This window comes from Trinickia dabaoshanensis, assembly GCF_002879885.1.
GTDB lineage: Bacteria > Pseudomonadota > Gammaproteobacteria > Burkholderiales > Burkholderiaceae > Trinickia > Trinickia dabaoshanensis.
The window spans coordinates 1-25,663 of record NZ_PNYA01000038.1 but is presented as its reverse complement, the minus strand read 5'-3'; the positions used below and the strand labels follow the sequence as shown (position 1 = coordinate 25,663).

The following is a 25,663-nucleotide window of genomic DNA, read 5'->3' as shown; positions in this document are numbered from 1 at the left end:
GTCGCACCGCCCCGCCTCCTCAAAATCGGCGGGGTGACGCCGTTTACGGCAACCGATTTCCCGGGTCTGCTCGCGGCCGTCGTATTCGTGCAAGGATGCCCGTGGCGTTGCGGCTATTGCCACAACACGCACTTGCAGCCGCGCACGAAGAACGGTGCCGTGGCTTGGTCCGACGTGATGCGTCTCATCTCGCGTCGCGTCGGGCTGATCGACGGCATCGTCTTCAGCGGCGGCGAGCCGACATCCGATCCGGGTCTCGACGATGCGATCCGCGACGTGCGCAAGCTCGGCTTCAAAGTGGGCATGCATAGCGCGGGCACGCATCGGCGCCGCTTCGAACGCGTGTTGCCGCTGCTCGATTGGGTGGGGTTCGACGTCAAGGCGCCGTTCGATGAATACGAGCGCGTGACGCGCGTGCGCGACAGCGGCGAGCCGGCTCGCCGCAGCCTCGAGGCGTTGATCGCGAGCGGCATCGATTACGAGTGCAGGACGACCGCGCATCCAAGCTTGCTGCCTGAGCAAGACCTGTTATCGCTCGCTTCGACGCTATCGTCGATGGGCGTCGAGAAGTACGTGCTTCAAATCTTCCGGAAGCAGGGATCGCGCGACGCGGCGCTCAATGCGGTCGGCACAGCCGGATATCCGGGCGATGCGACCATCGACCGGATTCGCGCATTGTTTCCATCGTTCGACATACGGCGCGGTTAGCCGGTCCGTTGACCGTCCCTACGCGGCGTCAGGCGTCGACGCTCGCGTCCTGCGCATCGTTCAACCGCGCTTCATTGAGTTCGTGCGCCAATTGCTCGACCTCACCGACGACCGCCTGCGCTTGCTCCACATCGAAATCGGCATGAAAGCGCTTTTTCACGCCATGTTCCGCAAGCTGGACGTACTCGTCGGGCTCGATCTCGTGCCGCCCCAGCGAGTGCTTCACGCAAGCAAGCGGACAGCCGTCGATCGCAATGATCGGGCGGCCCGATTGCGCGAGCTTCAGTAGCGCGGGCACGTCGCCGCCCACTCCGGCGATGCACGACATTTCGGCCGCGCCGCGCCGATCGAGTCGTACGGCGACGTAGTTGGCCATCTGCGCCGCGCTCGAGCACCCCGAGCACGAGTAGACGAGCGGTAGCGCGCGACGTTCGTTGTTCATGATCGAACCTCCATCATCGATGCCCCGCGCGATGCGAGGGGCCGGCGCCACGAAGACGCCCTAATTACGACTGCTGCCGCGGTCGCATGCGACGCAAGGCCGCGAGCGGCGCGAACCGCCCGCTCAGCAGCGTCGGCAAATCGATCGCGTCGAGCGAATTTTTCACGAGCAGACCGAGTTCGGTATCGCCTTCCATCGTGAGGCGGCGGCTGAAGAAAAGCGTGTCCGGATCTTGCGCGCGGCGCGCCAATTGGACGAAATCGTATGCACTCGCGCCGATCGTGAGCGCAACCTCTCCATCGTGCTTCGCCGCGCGAAACGAGCCATCCTTGCAGACGAAATCGAATGCGACACCGGCATCTCGCACTTCGATACGCAGAGAGCGGCTTTCCAGGTGCCGCAGCGTGTCGGCCTGCAAGTGCGGCTTGAGGGCAAGATTCAACCCGCCCGAAAACAATATCGACCCCGGATAGGCGGGCAGTTTCGACAGCACACCCCGTATCAACGAAGGCACTTGATAGGCAGTCTGGCTCATGCATTAGTCCTTATCGTTCCACCCACGTCTGCTCATGCTGCGCGAGCCCCGGCATACCGTACCAATAGCCATCGCACCGCGACTCGGGCATGAGCCGCTCCATGCGCTCGAGCGCTTGCGTCCCGGTGGCCCGCTCGTCGATGACGTCCCGGAAGATCTCGACGATCTCGCTCATCCCGCTCGATTGCGGGCTCAAACGCAGCACGTCCACGCCCAATCCTTTGAGCGTATCGACCGAGTCGACGAGGTTGTAGACGCGCGCCGATTGAATCGAGACGCCGTTGAGCACGAGAAACGGCTCGCCCTCTCGCGTGCGCAGCGTCAACCCGTCGGGGTGATCGAGACAGACGTATTGGCAATTTTCCCGCGGCAGATTTCGATTCCGGGCCGTGAAGCATCGCGCCGAAAACGCGAGCGGCATGCGCCCGTAAGCGAAGACCTCGGTCTCCATCTCCGCCGGGCGGCCGGCTTGCATCCTCGCGAGCGCGTCCGCGCCCATCTCGAGCGGTATCACCCAGCGTTTTGCGCCCGCCTCGGCCAGCACCCGCAGCGTCGGTTCGTTGTAGACGTTGAGCCAAGGCCCCGCCACGAAGGCGCCGCCGTTCGTGCAATGTACCGCGCCCATGTCGTTCGCCTCGACCCAATAATGGCCGTTGCCGGCGACCGCTTTCATCGTTGCGACGTCTTTGCCCGATTCGAGCAGGATCTGCGTCGAGAGCACGACTTGCTTGCCCGCCTCGGTCAGCATCTCGGCGATATCCATCCAATCGGACGGCTTCAGCTCGTGGCGGCGCGCGCAAACGGTCTCGCCCAGATAAACGATATCGGCGCTCGTCGCGCTCATCGCCTCGTAAAATTGCAGCGTCGCGACACGCGACCAGTAGTAATGAATCGGACCTAATGCGATCTTCACTGAGTGCACTCCGGCGGGCGGCTCGAGCGGCCGCGCCGCGTCATTTCCATGGGCGATGATAGGCACCGAGCGTGTGCTGTTGCCCTTCGGCCACTTTGTCCAGCTCGCTCATCCAAGCCGGCTTCACGCTGTAGCGCTGGGCATTGGCCCGGCACTGGTCGATGGCCTCGCGCCAGACGCGCGTCACTTGCGCGACGTAGGCCGGGCTGCGCTGCCGCCCCTCGATCTTGATCGCGCGCACGCCCATCGCCATGAGACGCGGCAGCAATTCGAGCGTATTGAGGCTCGTGGGCTCTTCGATCGCGTAGTAGCTTTCGTCGGCGACGTCGAAACGCCCCTTGCACAACGTCGGATAGCCGGCGTTTTCATCGTCGGCGTAGCGGTCGATCAGCACGCCGTTCAACCGCGACTCCAAGCCTTGCGGCGTCTTTTGCCAACGGACGTGCTTGGCCGGCGAGCACACGCCATGGGTATTCGGCGATTCGCCCGTCACATACGAGGACAACGCGCAGCGCCCTTCCACCATCACGCACAAACTGCCGAAGCCGAATACCTCGAGTTCGACCTGGGTGTGCTCGGTCACGTGCTCGACCTGCGACAGCGAGAGCACGCGCGGCAGCACCGCGCGCGAAATGCCGAAGCGTGCATGGTAGAAGTTGATCGCCTCGTAGTTCGTCGCCGAGCCTTGCACCGACAAATGCAGCCGCAAATCGGGGTGACGGTCGCGGGCGTAACGCATGAGTCCCGGGTCCGCCATGATGACGGCGTCGATGCCGGCCGTGGCCGCGCGATCGACGGCCGCGCGCCATACCGGCCACGCGGCCGGCTGCGGGTAGGTATTGAGCGCGAGAAACACCTTGCGGCCGCGCGCATGCGCATACTCGATTCCGCTCGCGATCGAGGCCTCGTCGAAATTCAGGCCCGCGAAATTGCGCGCGTTGGTTGCATCGCGAAACCCTAGATAGACGCAATCGGCGCCGTGATCGACGGCGCTCTTCAGCGCCGGCAAGCTGCCGGCCGGGCATACGAGTTCCATCGGTGACATGCGGTCGTTCATTATTCGAATATCGTCGACATCGCGGCGGCCGGTTCAGGCCGCCTCATCAAAACGCGCGGTGGCATCGCTCGCGCCGTCCGTGCCTTGCGCGCCGACCGTTCCAGTCAGCATGTACTCGATCAACTCGCGCGCGGGGCGAATCGCCTTGCCGAAAGGCAAGGCTTCCGATCCACGGAAGAAGAGCCCGCGTTTGACGTCGCCGGCCAGCGCGTACGCGAGCCGCTGATCGATGCAGAACTGTCCTTGCTTGGCGATCCCGTCGCGCAGGCCGCATTGCTGCAAGCAATCGAACCCCACCGTGCATTTGCGCGCCTTGGCGACGCGTTGCAACTTCGCTTCCTTGTCCAGGTAGTCGGCCAGCCAGGGCGTACGCACGGCACGCGCGGGCAAACCGGCCACGCTCATGAAGGTGACGATATCGTCGGGGCATGCCTCGACGAGCACCTTCTTGAAGTTCGGGTGCGCGTCGCCCTCCTCGGTCACCGCGAACGGCGTGCCCAATTGCACGGCCGTCGCACCGAGGCCGATCAGTTCGCGAACTTGCTCATGGGTGTGAATGCCCCCCGCGGCGATGATGGGAATCTTCTCGCGCTCGAGACCGAGTTCCTTGAACAACGCCAGCGTGCCCTCGATCACTTCGGGAAAAGCAAAGTGCGGATTGGAAATACCGTCGAGCGTCGGCGCGCCCAGGTGCCCCGCCGCATAACGCGGATTTTCGATGACGACGGCATCGGGCAGCCGGTGCTTGCGCATCCATTTCTTGATGACGAGGCCGGTACCGCGCGCATCCGAGAGAATCGGAATCAACGCGACGTTAGGATGCTCGCTCGTGAGTTCCGGCAAGTCGAGCGGCAACCCGGCGCCTACGACAACCGCATGGGCCCCCGCCTCGCATGCGCAACGCACGTAGTCGGCATAGGCGGACACGGCTCGCATGACGTTGACAGCGACCGCGCCTTTGCCGTTCGATAGCGCGAGCGCGGCGTGCACTTCGCGCTCGAGCGCTTCGAGATTGATGGCATCGATGAGCGCGCGGTCGCGCGAGTGCGCCGTTTTGGCCATGAGATCGGGATGATGCCGGCGCAGATCCACGCTCGAAATCGTTCCGAGCGCGCCGAGCGAGGCGACGGTGCCCGCCAAGCGATGCGCGGATACGCCCACCCCCATTCCGCCCTGCACGATGGGCAACAGCGTTTTGCCCTTGATATGCAGGGGTTCGAATCCAGCCTTCGGCACTGACACAGGACAACCTCACGACGATCGAAGTACACGACAGTGTGGAGCGAGCCGCACGAGCGGACCTTAACCTGGGTCAAGAAGGCGCTTCGCGCGCGTCGTATGCTTACCGTCGACGAGGTCATTGCCCGCATGCGCCCTGCCCTTTGCTATCGTGGCCGGCGTGTCCCATTTCTTTTCCGCCACCGCTGACGGTGCGACGAAACACCACGTATGAAGCCGCTGGCCTGTGAAACGACGCTCGCATTATGCGGGCTCGAACCGCCCGAGCCGATGGAGCGTGTGCTGGCGGCTTTGCGTACCCTGGCACACGACGCCTATCTGCGCATGGTCATCGATCGGGAGCCGGTTCCGCTCTTCGCGCTGCTATCGCGCGGCGGCTTCGAGTATGAAGTTCGGGGGCCCGCAAGCGGCCGATACGAAATCGACATTTGGCGCCACGGATGATGCGACGCGATCTTGCGCTGGACGCATCCCCCACCCTCGCCGCCCCGCTGCGCTTTTTCCTGAACGCACCCGCCTTCGGGCTGCTGGCCGCTGCGTTACTGTGCTATGCGGGGCCGTCCGCGTTCGAATCGAGATGGTCGCCCTTCACCCTTGCCGCCACGCATCTGTTGACCCTCGGCGTCTTCGCCAGCGTCATGATGGGGGCGCTCATTCAGATACTGCCCGTCGTGGCGGGCGTGCGGCTCGCCTCGGCGCGAACGAGCGCGACGGGCATCCATGCGCTGCTCACGGCCGGCACTGTTGCGCTCGCCAGCGCTTTCATTGCTTCGGAGCCCGAACTATTCTCGGTCGCCGCACTGGCCTGCGGCGCGGCCGTTCTTTGGTTCGTAGCGGCCTGCCTTCTCGGTCTGAACGGTACCGGTGCGCGTGGGGCCCGCGGCGTCCTCGACATCGTTAGCGCGATTCGGCTAGCGCTGGCCGCGCTGACCGGCACCGTCGCGCTCGGTGCCGTGCTCGCCGTTTCGCTCGCTCATCCGATCGCGTTGCCGGCCGTGGCGTTGACCGATATGCACTTGACGTGGGGGCTCGCAGGTTGGATCGGACTCCTAACGGCTGGCGTGGCCTACCAGGTCATTCCGATGTTTCAAGTTACCGAGCCGTATCCTCGCCCGCTCGCGCGCCTATTCGCACCGATCCTGTTCGCGGCAATCGTAGCCGGCTCGCCGGCAATCGCAGGGTCGAGCCTGCTGCGCCCGCTGATCGCACGCTCGCTTGCCGGACTGCCGTTTTTCGCTTACATCGTCTTCGCCGTCGTCACGCTCGTCCTCCTGCACGGGCGCAAACGTGAGTCCGCCGACGCGACGACGCTCTATTGGCGCACGTCGATGGCAAGCGTCATCGGCGGTGCGATGTTGTGGGCGGCGGGCCGAACGATCGACTCGCCCTCGCTCGATGTCGCGCTCGGCGTGATGCTGCTCGCCGGCGCCATACAATCGGCCATCAGCGGCATGCTTTACAAGATCGTCCCGTTCCTGCTTTGGTATCACCTGCAAGCTGCGCTCGATATGCGCTCGCCGCTCGTGCCGAAGGTCAAGGCCATCTTGCCCGATACGCGCGCGAGGGCACAGTACTGGGCGCATCTATGCGCGCTGGCGTTATTGCTTGCCGCATGCGCGCTGCCCGATGCGCTGGCCCGTCCGGCCGCGCTGGCGCTCGGCGTGTCGAACGCTTGGCTCGGCGTCAACATGGCGCGGGCGCTGCGGCTTTACCTCAGCGTAAAACGCGAACTCGTATCAGTACGCGCAAGCGGCGCGCAGCTTTGAAGGGTCCGGAATGACGATTTCACGGCCGTTGATGGCGACGAGACCACGCGTGCCGAGTTCGTGCAGGATGCGCGAAAAGTGTTCGGGCGTCAGATTGAGGCGGGATGCCACCATCTTCTTGCCGGCTTCCAATTGGACGCGCATCCCCGGCTGCTCGGCATCGGTTTGGGCTTGAGCCTCTCCGGGCTGCGCGAGCAGATAGCTGATGACGCGATGCGTGCCCGAGCGCAGCGAATAGGCTTCGACGTCGCGCATGAGCGCATGCAGGCGCTCGCTCATGCCCGCCAGCATCTTGCAGGCGAAATCGGGCTGACCGCGCAACTCGTCGAGGATCGCCGCTTTGCTCACGTGCAGCAGCAGGGAATCGGCCAGGGCTTGCGCCGAGACGAAATAGGGTTTGCCGAGAAACATCAGCGCTTCGCCGAAACTGTCGCCGGGTCCGACGAGGCGCACGACCTTCTCCTCGCCGAGCGGCGAAATCACGCTGAGTTTGATCTGTCCGTAGACGATCGCGTGCAGCCCCGTGCACGGATCGCCGCAATTGAATACGGTCTCCTTGCGCGCGACCGGCTGCTGCGTCGTCCCCTGCGCGATGCGATCGAGCTCCACCGCGGACAGCTCGTTGAAAAGCGGCATCCGGGCGAGAAAGTCCTGGACGCGAATCTTCGCCTTTTGCATCTGCACTCCGTCGGTCTAGATCAGTTTCGAATACGATGCCGTGCTCGGCAGCCCGAGGTATTTGTCGAACGTCATGGCAACGGCACGGACGAACAGGCGGCCCTTCGGCAAGATCCGAATCCCGTCGTCGCTCGATTGCACGAGCCCGGCTTCGGCGAGGGGCGCGAGCGCCTGGAGCTCGGCCGCGAAGTAACGGCCAAAATCGATGCCGTGCCGCGCCTCGATCGCGCGGAAGTCCAAAGGCACGCTGCACATCAACGTCATCACCACGTCGCGCCGAAGCATGTCGTCGCTCGATAGCGTGAGGCCGCGCTCCACCGGTAGCTTGCCCTCGTCCAGACGCTCGTAGTAGGTCTTCACCGACCGCGTCGATTGACAGTAGCTGCGGCCGATCTTGCCGATGGCCGACACGCCGAAGCCGACCAGATCGCATTCGGCTTTGGTCGTATAACCCTGGAAGTTGCGGTGCAGGCTGCCTGCGCGCAGCGCGCGGCTCAATTCGTCGCCGGGCTTCGCGAAATGATCGAGGCCGATATAGACGTAGCCCGCATCGAGCAGACGATGCGTCGCGCGCATGAAGATGCGTAGACGGTCCTCGGCGAGCGGCAACTCGTTGGCGTCGATGAGCCGCTGCGCCTTGAAGCGGCTCGGCAGATGGGCATAGTTGTAGAGCGCGATGCGATCGGGCGCGAGCCGCACGACTTCGTCGAGCGTGCGATCGAAGCTGGCGACCGTTTGCCGCGGCAAGCCGTAGATCAGATCGACGTTGATCGATTCGAAGCCGGCATCGCGGCTCGCGGCAAGCGCGCGTTCGACCATCGCGAGCGGCTGGATCCGATTGACGGCCTGTTGCACGGCCGGGTCGAAATCCTGCACGCCGAAGCTGGTCCGATTGAAACCGAGCGCGCCCAATCGCGACAACGTATCGGCCGTGACCGTGCGCGGATCGATCTCCACGCCCTGTTCGACGTTCGCATCGAAATCGAAATGGTGGCGCAGCGTGTCGGTCAGGCGGGCGAGTTCCTCGATCGAGAAGAAGGTCGGCGTACCGCCGCCGAGATGCAGTTGCGACACGCGCCGGGCGCCGCCCATCTCGGGCGCGACCATCGCGATTTCACGCAATAGATAGCCGAGATATTCAGCCGAGCGGCTATGGTCGCGCGTGATGATCTTGTTGCACGCGCAGAAGTAGCAGAGCGACTCGCAAAAGGGCAGGTGCAAGTAGACCGAGAGCGGTGGCTTTGCGTCCGCCTGCGCGCGTTCGGCGAGGTGGGCGCGGTACGCGGCTTCGTCGAATTCGGGCGAGAAGCGATCGGCCGTGGGGTAAGACGTGTAGCGCGGCCCGGCGTTGTCGAAGCGGCGGATCAGCGCCTCCGACAGTTCGATATCGGCCAAGCGCGCGATGTCGGCGGGCGCGCCGCCTTCCGGGTTCTCGCAGCTAGGCTGCGTATAAGCTGACATGTTCGTTCTCGTGGACGCGCCGGCTGCGCGCCGGCCCTCGATCATTATCGAGCCGCCGCTTATCGGAAACTTGATGTATGTCAGCTATGTTTCGAACAGATTCGTACGCAGGGCCCCACTGGGACAGTGTGAGCCGGTCACCGACCCGCCTAAAAGATATACAATCGATCGACTTTATAGGTGCCCTATGCGACTCACGGACTTCACCGATTACAGTTTGCGCGTGCTGATGTACGCGGCCGTTCGTTCGGACGAACTCGTCACGATCGGCGAAATTTCCGAAGCGCTCGGTATCGCGCGCGGGCATCTCGTCAAGATCGTTCACGCGCTGGGCCGCGCGGGCTACTTGAGCACGACGCGCGGCAGGACGGGGGGATTGAAGCTTGGCCGGCCGGCCTCGCGCATCACGGTGGGCGACGTCGTGCGCACGATGGAGCCCGATTTCCGGATGGTCGAGTGCTTCGATACGGAGGGCAACGCTTGTGTGATTACGGCCGCATGCGGCTTGCGAGGCGTGCTCGGCAGTGCGCTGCGCGCCTATTTCGAAGTGCTCGACAAATTCACGTTGGCCGATATCGCCGCGGAGCAGGGCAAGCTGTCGCGGCTGATCGGCCTTAGCGTCAACGAACAACCGCTCGTGCGCCTCGCCCGCAAATAGCGCGGCACGGACCGGACGCGGCACGCATCAAAGCGCGTTCAGCGGAATCTTCAGATAGCGCACGCCGTTCGCTTCGGGCGGCGGCATGTCGCCGGCGCGGATATTCACCTGCACGGCGGGCAAGATGAGCACGGGCATCGAGAGCGTGCGGTCGCGCGCGAGGCGCATGTCGACGAACTCGTTCTCCGATATTCCTTCGTGCAGATGAACGTTTTCGCGGCGCTCTTCTTCCACCGTGGTTTGGCATCGCGGCTCGCGCGATGCGGGCGGATAGTCGTGGCACATGAACAAGCGCGTATCCGCGGGCAGCGATAACAGCTTTTGCACCGAGCGGTACAGCTGATGCGCATCGCCACCCGGAAAATCGCAGCGCGCCGAGCCGACGTCGGGCATGAACAGCGTATCGCCGACGAATACCGCATCGCCCACTTGATAGGCCATATCGGCCGGCGTATGGCCGGGCACGTGAATCGCGCGCGCGTCCAACGCACCGATCGGAAACGCTTCGCCGTCGGCAAAGAGATGGTCGAACTGCGCGCCGTCCTCGGCCACGTCCGCGCCTAGGTTGAACACGCCCTTGAACGCGTGCTGAACGGTGCGGATCTGCTCGCCGATGCCGATTTGGCCGCCGACCCGAGCCTTCAAATACTGCGCGGCGGACAGGTGATCGGCATGCGCATGCGTTTCGAGCACCCACTGAACCTGCAAACCATGCTCGCGCACGAAGGCGATCACCCGGTCGGCCGATTGCGTCGAGGTTCGGCCCGACTTCGGGTCGTAATCCAAGACCGAATCGATGATCGCGGCCGACGTTCCATCGCCGGCGTGGACGACATAGGTGAAGGTCGAGGTCGCGGTATCGAAGAAGGGCTCTACGCAGGGATGCATCGTTACGCTCCAGCTCAAATATGATGTTGCACTACAATATATACATTCATATAATGTCGGTCAACATATTGTTAGACAGGGTGCGACATAGATGCAAGACCAGCTTAGTCCACAAAACTCGGAAGCGTTGCGCGAATCCGCGGCGCAATGTTGCGCTCTGCTCAAGGCGATGGCGCACGAGGATCGCTTGATGCTGCTGTGCCAATTGACGGCCGGCGAACAAAACGTCGGCGAACTCGAAGCGCGCGTCGGGCTGCGTCAGCCGAGCCTGTCGCAGCATCTCGGCGTGCTGCGCGAGGAAGGGCTCGTCGCCGCGCGGCGCGAGGGCAAGTACATCTACTACAGCCTGGCCAGCCATGAAGTCGTGCGCGTCATGCAGACGCTGTCCGAACTCTTTTGCGGCAAGGCCCAAGGCAAGAACGCATGACTCTCGATATGTTGCACTTCACGCCCGCATCGGCCTTGGCGGGCGGGCTCATGATCGGCGTCGCCGCGGCCCTTTATATGCTGTTGAACGGGCGCATCGCCGGCATCAGCGGCATGCTCGGGCGGCTGATCGATAGGGCCACCGTCGATCACGCCTCGCCGCTGGCCTTCATCGTCGGATTGGCGGCCGCGCCTTGGCTATGGCGAGCGCTCGAGCCCATGCCCGAAATTACCGTGGCCGCATCGAACCCCACGCTCATTGCGGCCGGGCTGCTGGTCGGCTTCGGCACCCGGTACGGATCCGGCTGCACGAGCGGCCACGGTGTGTGCGGCATCTCCCGCACCTCCAAGCGATCGTTCGCTGCGACGGCCACCTTCATGTCGTTCGGATTCCTAACCGTTTTGATCCTCAAGCACCTCTAACATGCTCGCTCTATCCGCGCTCGCCGCCGGTTTGCTGTTCGGTCTCGGGCTCATCGTCTCGCACATGGCCGACCCCGCGAAAGTACTCGGCTTTCTCGATCTCACCGGCCGGTGGGACCCTTCGCTCGCCTTCGTGATGGGTGGTGCCGTTGCCATCGGGGCCATCGCGTTCGCGATCGCTCGCCGCCGAAGCCGGAGCCTGCTCGGCGCGCCGATGTCCTGGCCGAGCGCAACCGGTCTCGATCGGCCGCTCATCGTCGGCAGCGCGATGTTCGGCATCGGCTGGGGGCTCGCGGGCTTCTGCCCGGGCCCCGCGCTCGTCGCGGCATCGAGCGGCCAATCGAAGGCTTGGCTTTTCGTGCTCGCGATGCTCGCGGGCATGGCGCTTCATTCGTTTCTCACGCGGCGCACCGCCGCGCGCACCTGATTGGGAGATATCGCAGATGGGGACACAATTCGTGCGGCACGATCCAACCTTCTCGACGAGCGGCCAAATCGCCACCGAGGACTTCGCCGCGATTGCCGCCGCGGGCTTCCGCTCCGTGATCTGCAATCGACCCGATGGGGAAGGCGGCCCCGGGCAGCCCACCTCCGAAGCCATACGCGAAGCCGCCAAGGCCGCCGGCATCGAGTTCGCGTTCCTTCCCGTCGAACCGGGCCGGATCGCCCCCGGGCAAGCGCAAGCATTCGGCCGCCTCTTGCAAACGCTGCCCAAGCCAATCCTCGCCTATTGCCGCACGGGCAACCGGTCGGCCGCCTTGTATCGGTTGGCCCATACCGCCGAGCCGGTGCAAGCCGCCCCGACGGTCGCGCCCGCGTGCACGTGGGACAGCTCGTTCGACATCGTCGTGATCGGCGGCGGGTCGGCCGGCATCGCCGTCACCGCGAGCTTGCTGCGCCGGCAAAGCGGCTTGAAGATCGCCGTCGTCGATCCGCGCGACACGCACGATTACCAGCCGGCTTGGACGCTCGTCGGCGGCGGGCTGTTCGATGCCCGCCGAACGCGCCGCCCGATGAGCGAGGTGCTGCCGAAGGGCGTCACGTGGATTCGCTCCGCCGTGACGCGCATCGAGCCCGACGAAAATCGAGTGCGGCTCGATAACGGTCAGACCCTGCCGTATCGCGATCTCATCGTCGCGCCGGGGCTGCGCCTCGCCTGGGAGCGCATCGAAGGCCTCGAGCAAGCGCTCGGCAAGTATGGGGTGACGTCGAATTATCGCTACGACCTGGCGCCGTACACGTGGGAACTCGTGCGTTCCATGCAAAGCGGATCGGCGTTGTTCACGCAACCGGCCATGCCGATCAAGTGTGCGGGCGCGCCGCAAAAAGCGATGTATCTCGCGTGCGATCACTGGCGACGCTCAGGCGTGCTCAATCGCATCAACGTCGAATTCAACACAGCCGGCGCCGTCTTGTTCGGCGTTGCAGCGTTCGTGCCGCCGCTGATGAAATACGTCACGCGCTACAGGGCGAACCTTGCGTTCAGCTCGAACCTCGTCGCGGTGGACGGGCCCGGGAAGGTGGCCCATTTCGACGTGACGAACGCCGACGGCATCGTCTCGCGCGTCGCCAAGCCGTTCGAGATGATTCACGTCGTGCCCCCGCAGGTCGCCCCCGACTTCATTCGCGACAGTCAACTCGCCGATGCCGCGGGTTGGTGCGAAGTCGATCACGCCACGTTGCAGCATCCGCGCTACCCGAACGTGTTCGCGCTCGGCGATGTCTGCTCGGCGCCGAACGCCAAGACGGCCGCCGCCGCACGCAAACAAGCGGTCGTCGTCGCGGAGAACTTGCTCGCCATGCGCGCGGGTCTGCCGATGCCGCGCCGCTATGACGGCTACGGCGCCTGCCCGCTGACGGTCGAGCGGGGCAAGGTCGTGCTCGCGGAGTTCGGCTATGGCGGCAAGCTTTTGCCCACGTTCCCGCTCGATCCCACTCGGCCCAGCAGTCTCGGCTGGGTGCTCAAGGCGAAGCTGCTGCCGTGGTTCTATTGGAACGGCATGCTCAAAGCTCGCGAATGGCTCACGAACACGACGGTTTGACGACTCGCTCCCGACCATGACCGAACCATTTCTAATCAGCGCCGCGCTCGGGGCGCTCGTCGGCGTCATTCTCGCCTTGACGGGCGCCGGCGGCGGCATCGTCGCCGTCCCGCTGCTCGTGTTCGGGCTCAAGCTCGATGTCGCCACGGCAGGGCCCATCGGCTTGGCGGCCGTCGGCATCGCGGCCGCGCTGGGCGCGCTGCTCGCATTGCGGGAAGGGCGCGTGCGCTACAAGGCCGCCACGTTGATGGCGGGCGCCGGCGCGATCGTCTCGCCGCTCGGCTTGTGGCTCGCACGCCGGGTGCCCAACGCGCCCCTCATGCTGCTGTTCGCGCTCGTGCTGCTGTACGTCGCCGCGCGCATGCTCCTGCAGCATCGCGCGCATCGGCAGCCGAACCGGCCCGATCGCAACCCCGGCGCCGCTTGTCGCATCGACGAAGTGCGCGGCAAGCTCGCCTGGACGTTGCCGTGCGCCCGCGCGCTGACGCTTTCGGGCGCGATAGCAGGGCTGTTGTCGGGATTGCTCGGCGTGGGCGGGGGATTCGTCATCGTCCCGGCGCTACGGCGTATTTCCGACATTCCGATGGAGGGCATCGTCGCGACGTCGCTCGCCGTGATCGCGCTCGTGTCGATGTCGGGGGTGGTCGCATCGAGCGTAAGCGGCCATATGGCGTGGGCGGCCGCGTTGCCGTTCACGGGCGGCGCCGTCGCGGGCATGCTGAGCGGACGCCTCGTCGCGCGGCGCTTGAGCGGCGCCCATATTCAGCGAGGCTTCGCCGTGTTCGCCGGCGTCATCGCCATCGCCATGATGGTCAAAGCCTCGGCGCTGATTTGACGGGTTGCTAGCGCAACCGTAGCCACCTAAGCAAAACGCGACGGCCGAAGCCCTGTCCGGCTCCGGCACGTCGCGTTCTTATCGATCGATACGCGCGGGTCTAAGGCTGGCTCGAGTAGTACCGCGCGGCCGCGTCGATCTCGGCCGGCGTCATCTGCCAGGCCACGTTGCGTATCTGCTGTTCATTTGATTCATGCGACAGGTGTCACAAACGGTGTTCCACTTTTTGTGGATCACGATCTTGCGCCTGCCTTCGCACCTTACCGAATCAGGGCACGGCGTGGATTCCGAACCTGCGGCACCTCGAGGCCATCAGTGGGCTGAAGTTTGATTGAGCCGTTGCATCCCCGAGGAGCAACGTTGGTTCGTGCGGGCGCTCGATTCGTTCGGCGACGGCCTGTCGGCTCGCAATGGACTACAAGGCGCCGAGCGCTGTCCCGCAGATCCGCTAAGAAGCGGTACCAGGTAAGTCCTGTTTTGGACATTCACGCCCCTTCTGATGCCGAACAACACGTCTAAGCCCGTGCAAGATAGAAGCTCAAGAACATGTCGACGGCTTGTTGCACGACAAGATCGCGTTCCTGCTTCGTGAAGCGCTCTTCTGGGCCAACGACACGTACCCAAAGCAACGGTTCGTCAATGAGCCCCAGAAATTGCCGTGCGGCCAGGGTCGGGTTCTTGACCGTGATGAGCTTGCGTTTGGCCAGCGCCTCGAGGTAGTCGGCCACCGCGCCCATCGCTGGCGCCTTGCCTTTTTCGAAGAACGTTTTGGTCAGTGCCGGAAAACGTGGTCCCTCCGCGATCACCATGCGCAGAAAGGCTATCGCCTCTGATGGAATCCAAAAATCCGAGACGGCGCGTCCAAGTCGGGTCAAGCCGACTCTGGGGTCGCGCAGCGACTCTTCGTCGCGCGTGATATCGAACACTGGGAAGCTCGCCCAGATGCGCGCCGTCATGGCTTCGAACAGGTCTTCCTTGCTCTCGAACTGGTTGTACAGCGTGCGGCGTGCGGCGCCCGATTCAACGGCAACACGGTCCATGCTGGTCCCTTCGTAGCCATGCTGAAGAAAGACACGCGTCGCGGCATCCAGTATCTGGTCGCGCTTAGTCGACGCTGCACCGCGCGGCCGGCGTGTGGCACGGCGGATGGACGTGGCGGTCTTACTTGCTGGCGTGGAGGATGCGCTTTCACTTTCGCTTTCGGAAGTCGGAACGGTGTTCTTTCTCACAATGTCAGGTGCCAGAATCGAGATGACGCCCCATTGTACGTGGCCGACTGCGCTACCTGGCCGGCTACGGCGCTACTTCAGGCGCGCGCTACGGAATCTGGGTGGAAAGTGCGCGCCTGACTGCCACAGTCGAGCAGGTTCACTCCTAGCGCAATCACCAGCGAGGACGTATCACCCGCGACAAGGAATAGCTGAAGACACACAAATCCAAACGCACACGAAGCGCGGGAGTTGGAGCAACGATCTTCTTCAAACTCGACGCCCATTGACGACGATTGCACTGCACAGTACAGTGCAATAATATATGCACTGTACTGTGCAGCTTATGGAGCGCAGCATGTCCCTAAATTTATTTTCTGAACATCCTTCGGCACCTCCGGTTGGCAGCCGCTTTGATCCATCGCGACTGCATGTCGGAGCAGCCCTGCGCTTAGGGCTCACCCGAGGGGCCATCGTTGAGACTTTCATTCGAGTCGGCTTTACCGCCGGGATTCCGGCGGCTTTGCTGGCAATCCAAACAGCCAAGGATGTGTTTGCCTCCGTGGCTTCTACTGAACCGGGGGCCTGAGCATGGCGCTCGATCCACTCATCGCCGGCTTTCTCGCCAAACTTCCGTCCGTGGGCGGGCCCACTGCCTCACTGGACGCCCTCCGTACCGCCGGCGAAGTGCAATTGCGGCGCTTGCATGGCCCGCTGGAATCCATCGCCGACGTTCGAACATATAGCGTTCCGAGCAGCGACGGCCATCCGATCCGGATTCGCGCCTATACGCCGGTCACGTCAAATTGCGTGCCCTTGCCAGCCATCGTCTACGCGCATGGCGGCGGTTGGTTCCGATGCTCGCTCGATCTGTACGACAACCCTTGCAGGGCGTTGGCTCACGCCACGGGCTGTGTCGTCTTGTCAGTTGACTATCGACTGGCACCCGAAAACAAGTTTCCGGTTCCCCTGGACGACTACTACACAGCCTTGTGCTGGGCCGTGAGTCATGCGGACGAGTTGGGGATCGACCGCACGCGCCTGGTGGCGGGTGGCGATAGCTCAGGGGCCAACCTGGCTGCCGCTGCGACGTTGCGTGCGCGGGATGACGCGGGAGGCCCGGCCATTGCGCACCAACTGCTGCTGTATCCGCCCCTGGATTCGGCGATGTCGTCAACGTCCTATCGCGAGTTTGCCGCGGGCTACTTCCTGACCCGCAGTACGATGGAGTTCTGCTGGTCCGCCTATCTGAACGACAAGGCGGATGGTGACTCGCAGTGGGCGTCCCCACTCAAAGCGGTAAGTCTGTCAAACCTCCCTTCCGCCACGATCCTGGTTTGCGAATACGACCCGCTTCGTGATGAGGGTGAAGCCTATGCCCTTCGTCTCCGCGCGGCTGGCGTCGCCACGGAGTGTCATCGTCTGGACGGCATGGTGCATGGCTGCATCCACATGCTGGGCGTGACACCCGGAGCCCATCGTTTGTTCGAGCTTGCAGGCCGCGCGTTGGGCCGTTCGTTGACTCTCACGGCGCAAGCATGAGCATGCGACTGCAACTTGCCGTCGCGGTGGCATCTCGCCGCTGCTGCCGTCATTCGCGCTCGTGTTGCCGTACGCCCGCACGCTGACGTTCCTGGGCGCAGTGACGGGGCCGTTGTCGGGGGCCGCTGGGCGTGGGCGGGGGATTTCAGCAAGGCTTCGCCGTGTTCGCACCCGTCATCGCCATCGCCATGATGGTCAAAACTTCGGCGCTTAGTTGACGGCTTGCGAGCGCGCCGGTGAGCAAGCGTACCCACCTAAGCAAAACGCGACGGCCGAAGCCCTTTCCGGCTCCGGCACGTCGCGTTCTTATCGATCGATACGCGCGGGTCTAAGGCTGGCTCGAGTAGTACCGCGCGGCCGCGTCGATCTCGGCCGGCGTCATCTGCCGGGCCACGTTACGCATCTGCTCGCCGATATCGTTGTGGCGATCGCCGGCCGCGAATGCCTGCAACTGCGTGCGGATGTACACCACCGGTTCGCCTTCGAGCCAGGGCGCGCCCACCTTGTGATCGGCCGCGCCATGACAGGACGCGCACGGTGCGATGTTACGCATCGGTGAACCCGTGGCGACGATCGGCGGCACCGGCTGATTGCCCGGGTGGTACCCCACGAGCTTGGGCAGACTCGCGTAATAGGCCGCGAGATCGCGCATGTCCTGATCGGACAAGGTGCCCACCATCGGGCTCATCACCGCGTTGGTCCGCGCACCGCTCTGGAAATCCTTGAGCTGCTTGTAGATCACCGTTTCGTACTGGCCCGCGAGATTAGGCGAATTCGCTTGGCTGATGCCCTGCGGTCCGTGGCACATCGAGCAGCGTAGCGCGAGCGTCGCGCCGCGGCCGACCGAAAGCGCGTCGGCCTGCGCGAACATCGTCGGCGTGACGACGACATCGCTCGTCTTCACGCGCGAGGTGACGGGCGTCGATACGAACCACTGCTGCGGGACGCCGGCCGCGCTACAGATCGCGTTCCAGATTCCGGTGAACTGCGCGTCGGTCTGCACCGACGGCAGCCAAATGAAACCGATCAAAATCGAAACGATGGCGACACCAGCGGTCAGGCCGACGCTGATGCTGAACCAGCGGTTGCGCAGGGAGAACAGACGTTCGTTGCTCATCGCGCGCCTCCCATATAGATCGCGGGTACCGAGGTTTGATTCAGCACGAGCAATTGCGCGATCGGGTAGCCATAGTTGACGACGGTCAGCGCGATCATCAGCCCGACCCACAGGCCGAAGCTATTGAGCGCGACGGGCAGCGTCGTGGGCGGGTGCACGGCCGCGGCGAACGTGAACTTCGGCTGCGAACCGGGCGCCCCGCGATGACCGCGCGCCAGCACGAGGAAGAACAAGACGGCCGATACCACGAGAATCACCGCGCCGACGACCGACATATCGACCGTGATCGCCTCCGGTGCGATCGCCGGATTGCTGTAGTCGAAGTAGGCCATGCGCCGCGGCATGCCGAGAATCCCGGCGTAATGCCAGGGGAACGTGGTCACGATCATGCCGATGAACCACAGCCACAATTGCCAGCGCATGAGCTTCACGCTCGTGAGCGCGCGGCCCGTGAGCTGCGGCCACAATTCATAGGCGATCGCGAAATACATGATCACGATCGCGCCGCCGAAGATCAGGTGGAAGTGGCCCGTGATCCACTGCGTGTTGTGGATCGTCGAATCGAGTTGGTAGCTCATGTTGATGAGCCCGCCCGCGCCGCCGAAGCCCAGCATGACGAACGAGAACGCCACGGCCAGCATCATCGGCTCGTGCCACGGCAGCACGCGCAGCCAGCCGAACGGGCCGCGCCCGCCGCGCAGGCGTCCCGCGATTTCCACCGATGCGCAGATCGTGAAGACGGTCAGCAGCGTCGGCACGGAGACGAGCGCCGTGAAGACCGATTGCAGGAACTTGAAGCCCGAGCCGACCTGCGGATCGGCGAACAAGTGGTGGATCCCGATCGGCATCGCGATCACGAGGAACATGATGAACGAGATGCGCGCCATGGCATCGCTGTACAAGCGGCCGCCGACGGCGCGCGGCACGAGCGTGTAGTAGGCGATATAGGCGGGCATCAGCCAGAAATAGACGATCGCGTGCAGCGTCCAGGAGAAGAAGACGCGGGCGAGACCGGCGTCGATCGTCGATTTCAACCCGAGCGCGACCGGCAGGATCTGAAACAGAATTTCGATCGCGGCGCCCACGGCCGTCCACGCCCACAAATACGATCCGGCCACGTTGGCGAACATCGCCAGCGGCACCGGTTTGCCCGGATTCGCCCGCTTCCAGGTGCGCAGATTGATCGACATCAGCGCCACCCAAATCCACGAGCCCACCACGACGAGCACGACCCCGATGTAGTAGAACGCATTGCCGACCATCGGCGGATAGAAGGTGTACAGCACCGAGGCGCGGCCGAGCGCGACCGGAATGACCGCCATCACCGAGCCCACCGCGACGAGCCACCATCCGAGCCAAGCCCAGCGCTTGCCCACGAGCGGCTGCTCGAGCGAGATCTCGCTGATGGCATAGCCGAAGCCCATCGCGATCAAGGTCGGAAACACGTAGCCCATGACCGAGCCGTGCGCCGTCACCGAGCGGTAATAGAGCTCGGGCTGCTGCAACCATGCGTGCATGGGGCTGCGCACGTACATCTGCCATGCGCCGAGCAGGAGCGCGACGCCGAACGTGGCGAACGCGAACCAGAAGTGGGCCAGTACGAGTCGTTTGTTATTGAGCACAGCTAAGCCTCCGCGCGTTGGCCGCGAGCGTATCGAATGCGGCGCGATCGAGCACCTTCACGTGCGCCCACATGCCTTCGTGGCCGGTGCCGCAGTATTCGTGGCACGGCATCAGGTGTTCGCCGCTCGTCGGAAAACTCGTCTTGAAGGTCGAGACGTACCCCGGCTCGACCATGGAATTGATATTCGTATCGGCGATCAGAAAACCGTGCACGACGTCGGCGCTCGTCACGCGGAACGTGATCGGCGTATTCGCCGGCACGACGATGCATTGCGGCGTGAACGAATATTGCTGGGCGACGATGCGCACGGTCACCGAGCCGTCGGTCTCCACCGCGCTGCCCAGATTGCTTTCGATGAATTCGCCCGATACATGCAACGTCGTGGGATCGATCGTCTCAACGCGCGAAGGCGGCATCATGGCCCAATGCAAGCCGGTGAAGACGACCATCGCGACGAGCAGCAAGATGATCGCGACGACGACCGCTGCCCATTTGCGCTCGACGCGGGCCGCAACCGCGGCGCTGCCGGCGTGGCCGGAAGAAGGAGGAGTATTCGACATGTCGCTCGCTCAGTGGATGACGCCGCGCGGCAAAAAGACCAGAAAATAAAACGCGAACCAGAGCGCCACGACGATCGCGGTCGCGATGCCGGCCACGGCGATCGCGCCCGCCGGCCCCGAGCGCACGATTTCGTCGATCTGCTGCGCCTCGGGATCGTTGGCGCCTTCATGCGCCTCGTTGTTCGGATTCATGACGTCCTCGATTCAATAGAGCGGCGCGGAGCGCAGCGCGTTGGCGTCCTTCGCCGTCACCGGCGTGCCGTGATTGCCCCACGCCGTGCGGATGAACGTGACGACCGCGGCCACTTCCTCGTCGGAGAGCGACTGCGCGAACGGCGGCATGCCGTAAGGCGAGGGGTTCTTGGCGGTGCCCGGCGCGTAGCCGCCGTTGAGCACCATTCGGATCGGATTGACGGCCGACGTCATTTGGATCGACTGATTGTTCGCGAGCGGCGGGAAGTCGGGCAGCTTGCCCTCGCCATGCTTGCCGTGGCACGTTGCGCACTGCGCGGCGTAAATCTTCGAGCCGAGTTGCGAGAGCAGGTTGCGCTCCTCGCCCGTCACGGCGCTCTTGCCGTTCGTGCTTTCCCCGCCGTGCTGCGGCAACGACTTCAGATAGACCGCCATCGCCTTGACGTCGTCGTCGGACAGATATTGCAAGCTGTCGTAGACGACCTCCGCCATCGGGCCGTAGACCGCGCCGCGCTTGGATGTGCCCTTTTGCAGCAGATCGGCGATATCGGCGATGCTCCAATCGCCGAGCCCCGCTTCCTTGTTCGATGTCAGCGAAGGCGCGTACCAATCCTGCATCGGGATCAAGCCGCCCTCGAACGCCTTCGACTCCGAGCTGCCGCCGAGCGCGTTGATCGCCGTGTGGCACATCGAGCAATGGCCGAGGCCTTGCACGAGGTAAGCCCCGCGATTCCATTCCACCGAACGCGTGGGCTCGGGTTGATACTCGCCTTCGCGGAAGTACAGCGTGCGCCAGCCGAGCAGCAACTCGCGGTTGTTGTAGGGGAAGCGCAGCTCGTGCGGCCGGTTCGGCTGATGCACGGGCGGCACCGAGCGCAAGTAGGCGAAGATCGCATCGGAGTCGGCCCGTGTGACCTTCGTATAGGCGCCGTAGGGCATGGCCGGGTAGAGCAGCGAGCCGTCGCGCGAACGGCCCGAGTGCATCATCCGGTAGAACTCGTCGGCCGTCCAAGCGCCGATGCCCGTCTCGTCGTCGGGCGTGATGTTGGGCGAGTACAGCGTGCCGAACGGCGTCGGCATCGGCCGGCCGCCGGCGAACAGCTTGCCGGTGGGCTGGGTATGACAGGCGATGCAATCGCCGGCGCGCGCGAGATACTCGCCTTGCTTGACGATGTCCGACGTGGGGCCCTGAGCGAGCGCGAGCGCGCTCGATGCGGCAAGGACGAGACCCGCGCCCACGCGCGCGAGGGTGCGTGAAAAAGAATAGTTGGCTGGCACGAAAGACTCCGTCATTGCGGTTCGCTGCCGCAACGCAGCGGCATCTTCAAGCTTCCCGCCGGGGCGAACGCGGGATTGGCCGCACCCGGCGACGCCGCGAGCCACGCGGCAACGGCCGTGATGTCGTCGTTCGTCAAGCGCGAAGCGACTTCGTGCATGCAATCGGGCGTGAGCGATTTGCGCGTGCCGTAGCGCCATGCGCCGAGCTGCGCGCTGATGTAATCGGCATGGAGGCCGAGCAACCCGGGGATGGCCGGTTCCATGCCCGTCAGCGCGGCGCCGTGACATGCCGCGCAGGCGGGAATGTGCTTGGCCGGGTCGCCTTGCGTCGCGAGCTGCTCGCCGCGCGCAAGCAACGGGGCCGAGACGGCGGCGGTGACGGCGGGCGGGTAAGGCGGACGCTGGGCGGCGAAGTACTCGGCGATCCGATGCAGGTAGGCATCGGGCAAGTAGGCCAGCAGGTAATTCATGGGGGGGTACTGGCGCCGGCCGTCGCGGAACGCGGCGAGCTGGTTGTACAGATACCCGGCCGGTTTGCCCGCCAAACGTGGGAAGTAGTCGTTGTCGGTGCCTTGGCCTTTCTCGCCATGGCAAGCGGCGCAAGCCAGCACGCGGGCTTGCATGGTATCGGGCGCCCGTTCGGTTTGCGCATCTTGCGCCCGAGCGGTCACGCCGATGAGCGCGGTGAAGATCACAGCGGCGATTTTTCTTTTAAGCATCACGTCATCGTCTCCGGGGGACACGAACGATAAACGGCGCGCCCACGGCTTCGAGCCTTCGACTTGCAGCCGTGCGGACTGGAACGGCAATGCATCTTTTCGTTGCTGTGCCGTCGATTCTAATCAATACAGACGAAAACGGAAGCACGGCATGCGGCAAGAGCACGCACTCGAATCGAGACCGTTAAACCGGGATCGCCGATTCGATCGCCAAAACCGCGCAATTACAACAGATGGATATGCACCTAGGCTTGATTTGGATCATGCGTTCTGCGTTCTCGTCCCGAGCGGGTTCCACCATGCGACCGTTGGCCACGCCGCAGATGCGTGACAAAGTGGCCGAGACACAAGAAGCTAGCCATATCGGCCGTTGTCGCACATCCGAGCGATTTATGTAGGCGTTCGCCTACGGCTTCGGGCGGAGATGCCGGCATGACTCTCGTCTGCGGACGACGGGCGAGGCCGGCAGCGACGTGTTTCGCGTTTATCGATGCAAAAGGAGAAAACGAATGTTCGGGACCAGCGAACGGGCCAGCAAATACAACGCGGCCAACCGGGGCATCGCGTCCATCGAGGTACACACCGAGCCTGCCGCGCGTCCTCGATCGGCGCTGGGCGGTCCATCGTCCTCCTGCAAGAGTTGCTCGCTGCGACCCGTTTGCGCCGTGAATCCCGACGAGCTCGCATGTTCGCAGCAGATGGAAGACTTGGTGCTCGGCTACCGGCATGTCAAGAAAGGCGAGGCGTTGTACCGATTCGGCGACGTCTTCACCAACCTGTACGCGGTCCGCACGGGCTCGTTCAAGAAAGTGACGCTGCTCGCCGACGGGCGCGAGCAAGTGACGGGCTTTTATGTCTCGGGCGAATCGCTCGGCGTCGACGGTATCGCCAACGACCATTACGCGAGCGATGTGGTCGCGCTCGAGGACAGCAGCGTCTGCGTCATGCCGTTCGATCTGCTCGAGTTGCTGACCCGCGAGGTCAAGGCCGTTCAGCATCACGTGTTTCGCATGCTCAGCGCCGAACTCGTCCGCGAGAGCAACTCGATGATGCTGCTCGGCACGATGACGGCCGACGAGCGCGTTGCCGCATTCTTGCTCGATTTGTCGAGCCGCTGGCAGGCACGCTCGTATTCCGCAAGTGCATTCGTGTTACGGATGACGCGCGAGGAAACCGGCAGCTTCCTCGGGCTGAAGCTCGAAACCGTCAGCCGCACGCTGTCGCGCTTTCAGAAGCAAGGACTCATTCAAGTGAACGGCAAGGAAGTGCGCATCCTCGATTTCGCGGGTTTGAACGACGTCGCGCACCGGGGCGCGTAAGTCGCTCGGCATGAAGCTTGCATGATCGTGGTTTGCTTATCGCAACCTTACATGGGGCTCGATCGAGCGTCGACGCGCAATGTCGAGCCGATGGGAGACGATCATGAATCGATTAGGACGACTAAGATTCCTTTGCGTCGCGGGCGCGGCCACGCTCGCGCTCTTGACCGGGTGCACGCTGGGCGGCGCGGCCGTCGGGGGCGTCGCGGGTAACAGGCTCACGCACGGCAGCACGCTCGGTACGGTGGGCGGCGCGGTGGCGGGCGGCGTCGTGGGCTACGAACTGAGCAAATAACGGATTCGCATTGAAAAAAAGGGGGCGCTCGATGGCGCCCCCTTTGTCGTTGTACCCGATGAGCGGCGCATGCCGCTCATCGCGTCACGCTTTAGAACTTGTGACGAATGCCCACGCGCGCTGCGATTTGCGACTGCGAGCCCGTGCCCGACGTGCCGAAGATGCTCGGCGAGTCGCCGATCTGCGCTTGCAGTGCCGTCGTGCCGTTGTTGCCCGAGGCCTTTTGGTAGATGCCGAGGGCGTATACGTCGGTGCGCTTGCTCAACGCGTAGTCGAGGCTCAGGTCGACTTGGTTGAAGTGACCCGAGGCTTCGTCGTTCAAGTGCATGTACGTGTAGCCCAGGCCTGCCGTCAAAGCGGGCGTGAACGAGTACTTGGCACCGGCTTCATAGGCGTCGAACACGAGGTTCGACGGGCCCGAGCCCGGCAGTTGCACGAGGCGCGTGTTCGTCCACGACGCCCAGAATGCCGCCGGGCCCATCAAGTAGCGCGCGCCGAGGCCGAACGTACGCAGTTCCTTGATGCTCGCGGGCACCGGGGCGTTCGCGATCGTCGTCGGGACGCCGGCTTGTTGGCTCGGGAAACGGATGTCCGTGTACGCCGCGCCGACGCCGATGGGGCCCGTCGCATAGTTCACGCCGAAGCTGTACGTGCGAGCCGAACCGCCCGAGTTCGTCGCGCCAGAGCCCGGTGCGCCCGCGAACGCGCCGGCTTGGTTCGAGAAGCCATACAACGCACCGAACGTCACGCCCGCGAAGTTCGCGCTCGTGAACTTGATCGAGTTGTCGATGCGGCTCGACGTCAGTTGGTCGATGTCGTTGATGTGGTAGGCGTAGTTGCCGGCAACCGTGTTACCGCCGGTCGTGTAGTTGGACAGCACGTCCGTCGAGAGCGAGTACTGACGGCCCAACGTCACCGAGCCCATGCCGTTCTTCGAGATACCGACGAAGGCTTGGCGGCCGAATTCACGGCTGTTCTGACCCAGCGTGCCGTTGCCGCTGTTGAAGCCGTTTTCCAACGTGAAGATCGCCTTCAGGCCGCCGCCCAGATCTTCGCTGCCCTTAATGCCCCAGCGGGTGCCTTGTGCGGCACCGTCGTCGTACTTGTACAGGCTCTTGGAGTTCGCGCCCGCATGGTTGACATAGCTCACGCCCGCGTCGATCAAACCGTAAAGCGTAACGCTGCTTTGCGCATGCGCGGCAACACCGATGCTGCCGAGCACGGCAGCCACGAGAATACGTTTGTTCATCATTTCTCTTGAGTGGTCTTTGTTGAATTGGTAGCGGCCCCAATAGCGCCGGGGCGAATTTTTGCCGATTTCTCTGGCCGGTTTATGAACTTTTTGTTTAACGTGGCGAAATGTCCACACTCATTATTTCAATTTCAGCAATACATTTATTCCTCTGCCGCGCGAATCATTCCGGCCGCCACGGTATGGTGCGTGGCCTCGTCGATTAAGACGAAGGCGCCGGTTGCCGGTTGTGCATCATAGGTATCGCAAACGATCGGCTTTTGCAGCGTCACGGTGACGCGCCCGATATCGTTCATCCGCAGGTAACGAATGTCGCTCATAGTCGACAGAGTATGGACATCGAGAACTTCTTGAATGGCGCCGATACGCGCGAATACCGTGTTCGTGGTTTGCTTCAGCAAATATTTGCGTTGGGTCGAAAGCGGCTCTTCGTCGAACCAGCATAGATCGGCTTCGAGCTTTTTCGACGGCTGCGGCGCCGCTTGC

30 protein-coding genes are annotated in these 25,663 nt (G+C 63.8%); 13 read left to right on the top strand and 17 right to left on the bottom strand.

Going from position 1 to position 25,663, the window contains the following annotated elements; all coding sequences use genetic code 11:
• The first annotated feature begins 24 nt into the window (after positions 1-24).
• Positions 25-708 carry an anaerobic ribonucleoside-triphosphate reductase activating protein gene (locus tag C0Z18_RS29475; protein ID WP_102649016.1) on the top strand — a complete coding sequence of 228 codons (684 nt, stop codon included), beginning with the start codon at positions 25-27 and terminating at the stop codon, positions 706-708.
• A gap of 28 nt (positions 709-736) precedes the next feature.
• On the opposite strand, the gene C0Z18_RS29470 is transcribed toward C0Z18_RS29475, so the two are convergent.
• From C0Z18_RS29470 to C0Z18_RS29450, 5 genes are all read right to left on the bottom strand, one after another.
• The gene (locus tag C0Z18_RS29470; RefSeq protein ID WP_102648977.1) at positions 737-1,150 is read right to left on the bottom strand and encodes a putative zinc-binding protein; all 414 of its coding nucleotides are present in this window, start codon (positions 1,148-1,150) and stop codon (positions 737-739) included.
• A gap of 64 nt (positions 1,151-1,214) precedes the next feature.
• Positions 1,215-1,685, bottom strand: a complete 471-nt coding sequence (gene ubiT / locus C0Z18_RS29465) for a ubiquinone anaerobic biosynthesis accessory factor UbiT (RefSeq protein WP_102648976.1) — start codon at positions 1,683-1,685, stop codon at positions 1,215-1,217.
• 10 nt (positions 1,686-1,695) lie between these two features.
• Positions 1,696-2,598: a ubiquinone anaerobic biosynthesis protein UbiV gene (ubiV, locus tag C0Z18_RS29460; RefSeq protein ID WP_102648975.1), complete on the bottom strand. Its 903-nt coding sequence runs from the start codon at positions 2,596-2,598 to the stop codon at positions 1,696-1,698.
• 40 nt (positions 2,599-2,638) lie between these two features.
• Positions 2,639-3,634, bottom strand: coding sequence for a ubiquinone anaerobic biosynthesis protein UbiU (ubiU, locus tag C0Z18_RS29455; RefSeq protein ID WP_456300769.1), 996 nt, complete (start codon positions 3,632-3,634; stop codon positions 2,639-2,641).
• A gap of 54 nt (positions 3,635-3,688) precedes the next feature.
• On the bottom strand, positions 3,689-4,897 hold the full coding sequence (locus C0Z18_RS29450; protein WP_102648973.1) for an NAD(P)H-dependent flavin oxidoreductase: 1,209 nt from the start codon (positions 4,895-4,897) through the stop codon (positions 3,689-3,691).
• 207 nt (positions 4,898-5,104) lie between these two features.
• Between C0Z18_RS29450 and C0Z18_RS29445 the strand changes: the two genes are divergently transcribed.
• Both C0Z18_RS29445 and C0Z18_RS29440 read left to right on the top strand, forming a co-directional pair.
• Entirely contained in the window at positions 5,105-5,338 is a 234-nt protein-coding gene (locus C0Z18_RS29445) for a DUF2249 domain-containing protein (protein ID WP_102648972.1), read from the top strand.
• Positions 5,335-6,660, top strand: a complete 1,326-nt coding sequence (locus C0Z18_RS29440; protein ID WP_233217538.1) for a hypothetical protein — start codon at positions 5,335-5,337, stop codon at positions 6,658-6,660. The genes C0Z18_RS29445 and C0Z18_RS29440 overlap by 4 nt, the downstream gene beginning before the upstream one ends.
• On the opposite strand, the gene C0Z18_RS29435 is transcribed toward C0Z18_RS29440, so the two are convergent.
• Both C0Z18_RS29435 and hemN read right to left on the bottom strand, forming a co-directional pair.
• Positions 6,631-7,338 carry a Crp/Fnr family transcriptional regulator gene (locus C0Z18_RS29435; protein ID WP_102648971.1) on the bottom strand — a complete coding sequence of 236 codons (708 nt, stop codon included), beginning with the start codon at positions 7,336-7,338 and terminating at the stop codon, positions 6,631-6,633. The genes C0Z18_RS29440 and C0Z18_RS29435 overlap by 30 nt on opposite strands.
• A gap of 15 nt (positions 7,339-7,353) precedes the next feature.
• Positions 7,354-8,799, bottom strand: a complete 1,446-nt coding sequence (hemN, locus tag C0Z18_RS29430; protein ID WP_102649014.1) for an oxygen-independent coproporphyrinogen III oxidase — start codon at positions 8,797-8,799, stop codon at positions 7,354-7,356.
• A gap of 187 nt (positions 8,800-8,986) precedes the next feature.
• On the opposite strand from hemN, the gene C0Z18_RS29425 reads away from it, so the two are divergent.
• Entirely contained in the window at positions 8,987-9,457 is a 471-nt protein-coding gene (locus tag C0Z18_RS29425; protein ID WP_102648970.1) for an Rrf2 family transcriptional regulator, read from the top strand.
• Positions 9,458-9,484: 27 nt separating this feature from the next.
• Here the strand turns inward: C0Z18_RS29425 and C0Z18_RS29420 are convergent, their stop codons facing one another.
• Positions 9,485-10,345 (bottom strand): MBL fold metallo-hydrolase, encoded by an 861-nt coding sequence (locus C0Z18_RS29420; RefSeq protein ID WP_102648969.1) that lies wholly within the window; start codon positions 10,343-10,345, stop codon positions 9,485-9,487.
• 91 nt (positions 10,346-10,436) lie between these two features.
• On the opposite strand from C0Z18_RS29420, the gene C0Z18_RS29415 reads away from it, so the two are divergent.
• From C0Z18_RS29415 to C0Z18_RS29395, 5 genes are read left to right on the top strand one after another with little or no spacing between them, the layout of a single operon-like run.
• On the top strand, positions 10,437-10,772 hold the full coding sequence (locus C0Z18_RS29415) for an ArsR/SmtB family transcription factor (RefSeq protein WP_102648968.1): 336 nt from the start codon (positions 10,437-10,439) through the stop codon (positions 10,770-10,772).
• Positions 10,769-11,194, top strand: a complete 426-nt coding sequence (locus C0Z18_RS29410; protein WP_102648967.1) for a YeeE/YedE family protein — start codon at positions 10,769-10,771, stop codon at positions 11,192-11,194. Before C0Z18_RS29415 ends, C0Z18_RS29410 begins: the two co-directional genes overlap by 4 nt.
• Position 11,195: 1 nt before the next feature.
• Entirely contained in the window at positions 11,196-11,621 is a 426-nt protein-coding gene (locus C0Z18_RS29405; protein WP_102648966.1) for a YeeE/YedE family protein, read from the top strand.
• Positions 11,622-11,637: 16 nt separating this feature from the next.
• Complete coding sequence (locus C0Z18_RS29400) at positions 11,638-13,236, top strand: bifunctional protein tyrosine phosphatase family protein/NAD(P)/FAD-dependent oxidoreductase (protein WP_102648965.1); 1,599 nt, start codon at positions 11,638-11,640, stop codon at positions 13,234-13,236.
• Positions 13,237-13,252: 16 nt separating this feature from the next.
• Positions 13,253-14,071 carry a sulfite exporter TauE/SafE family protein gene (locus C0Z18_RS29395; RefSeq protein WP_102648964.1) on the top strand — a complete coding sequence of 273 codons (819 nt, stop codon included), beginning with the start codon at positions 13,253-13,255 and terminating at the stop codon, positions 14,069-14,071.
• A 515-nt stretch (positions 14,072-14,586) separates the two neighbouring features.
• Here the strand turns inward: C0Z18_RS29395 and C0Z18_RS29390 are convergent.
• Positions 14,587-15,300, bottom strand: coding sequence for a TetR/AcrR family transcriptional regulator (locus C0Z18_RS29390; RefSeq protein ID WP_199189578.1), 714 nt, complete (start codon positions 15,298-15,300; stop codon positions 14,587-14,589).
• A 337-nt stretch (positions 15,301-15,637) separates the two neighbouring features.
• Between C0Z18_RS29390 and C0Z18_RS32820 the strand changes: the two genes are divergently transcribed.
• Together C0Z18_RS32820 and C0Z18_RS29385 are read left to right on the top strand one after the other, a co-directional pair.
• A complete protein-coding gene (locus C0Z18_RS32820; RefSeq protein ID WP_146014125.1) occupies positions 15,638-15,868 on the top strand; it encodes a carboxymuconolactone decarboxylase family protein in 231 nt (76 codons plus the stop codon).
• Between the two features lie 2 nt (positions 15,869-15,870).
• Complete coding sequence (locus tag C0Z18_RS29385) at positions 15,871-16,821, top strand: alpha/beta hydrolase (protein ID WP_102648963.1); 951 nt, start codon at positions 15,871-15,873, stop codon at positions 16,819-16,821.
• A 328-nt stretch (positions 16,822-17,149) separates the two neighbouring features.
• Here C0Z18_RS29385 and C0Z18_RS29380 read toward each other — a convergent pair whose 3' ends face one another.
• From C0Z18_RS29380 to C0Z18_RS29355, 6 genes are read right to left on the bottom strand one after another with little or no spacing between them, the layout of a single operon-like run.
• Positions 17,150-17,938 carry a c-type cytochrome gene (locus C0Z18_RS29380; protein WP_102648962.1) on the bottom strand — a complete coding sequence of 263 codons (789 nt, stop codon included), beginning with the start codon at positions 17,936-17,938 and terminating at the stop codon, positions 17,150-17,152.
• Complete coding sequence (locus C0Z18_RS29375; protein WP_102648961.1) at positions 17,935-19,560, bottom strand: b(o/a)3-type cytochrome-c oxidase subunit 1; 1,626 nt, start codon at positions 19,558-19,560, stop codon at positions 17,935-17,937. Before C0Z18_RS29375 ends, C0Z18_RS29380 begins: the two co-directional genes overlap by 4 nt.
• Entirely contained in the window at positions 19,550-20,122 is a 573-nt protein-coding gene (locus C0Z18_RS29370) for a cupredoxin domain-containing protein (protein ID WP_102648960.1), read from the bottom strand. Before C0Z18_RS29370 ends, C0Z18_RS29375 begins: the two co-directional genes overlap by 11 nt.
• Positions 20,123-20,131: 9 nt before the next feature.
• Positions 20,132-20,314, bottom strand: a complete 183-nt coding sequence (locus C0Z18_RS29365; protein ID WP_102648959.1) for a hypothetical protein — start codon at positions 20,312-20,314, stop codon at positions 20,132-20,134.
• 12 nt (positions 20,315-20,326) lie between these two features.
• The gene (locus tag C0Z18_RS29360; protein ID WP_102648958.1) at positions 20,327-21,607 is read right to left on the bottom strand and encodes a c-type cytochrome; all 1,281 of its coding nucleotides are present in this window, start codon (positions 21,605-21,607) and stop codon (positions 20,327-20,329) included.
• A complete protein-coding gene (locus C0Z18_RS29355; protein WP_102649013.1) occupies positions 21,604-22,311 on the bottom strand; it encodes a c-type cytochrome in 708 nt (235 codons plus the stop codon). Before C0Z18_RS29355 ends, C0Z18_RS29360 begins: the two co-directional genes overlap by 4 nt.
• Before the next feature lie 509 nt (positions 22,312-22,820).
• Between C0Z18_RS29355 and C0Z18_RS29350 the strand changes: the two genes are divergently transcribed.
• Entirely contained in the window at positions 22,821-23,630 is an 810-nt protein-coding gene (locus C0Z18_RS29350) for a helix-turn-helix domain-containing protein (protein WP_199189577.1), read from the top strand.
• A 103-nt stretch (positions 23,631-23,733) separates the two neighbouring features.
• Entirely contained in the window at positions 23,734-23,925 is a 192-nt protein-coding gene (locus C0Z18_RS29345; protein ID WP_102649011.1) for a glycine zipper 2TM domain-containing protein, read from the top strand.
• A 91-nt stretch (positions 23,926-24,016) separates the two neighbouring features.
• Here the strand turns inward: C0Z18_RS29345 and C0Z18_RS29340 are convergent, their stop codons facing one another.
• Positions 24,017-25,174 carry a porin gene (locus tag C0Z18_RS29340; protein WP_102649010.1) on the bottom strand — a complete coding sequence of 386 codons (1,158 nt, stop codon included), beginning with the start codon at positions 25,172-25,174 and terminating at the stop codon, positions 24,017-24,019.
• Positions 25,175-25,320: 146 nt separating this feature from the next.
• On the bottom strand, positions 25,321-25,663 hold a 343-nt coding region (locus C0Z18_RS29335), incomplete at its 5' end, for an elongation factor 1-alpha C-terminal domain-related protein (protein WP_408647156.1).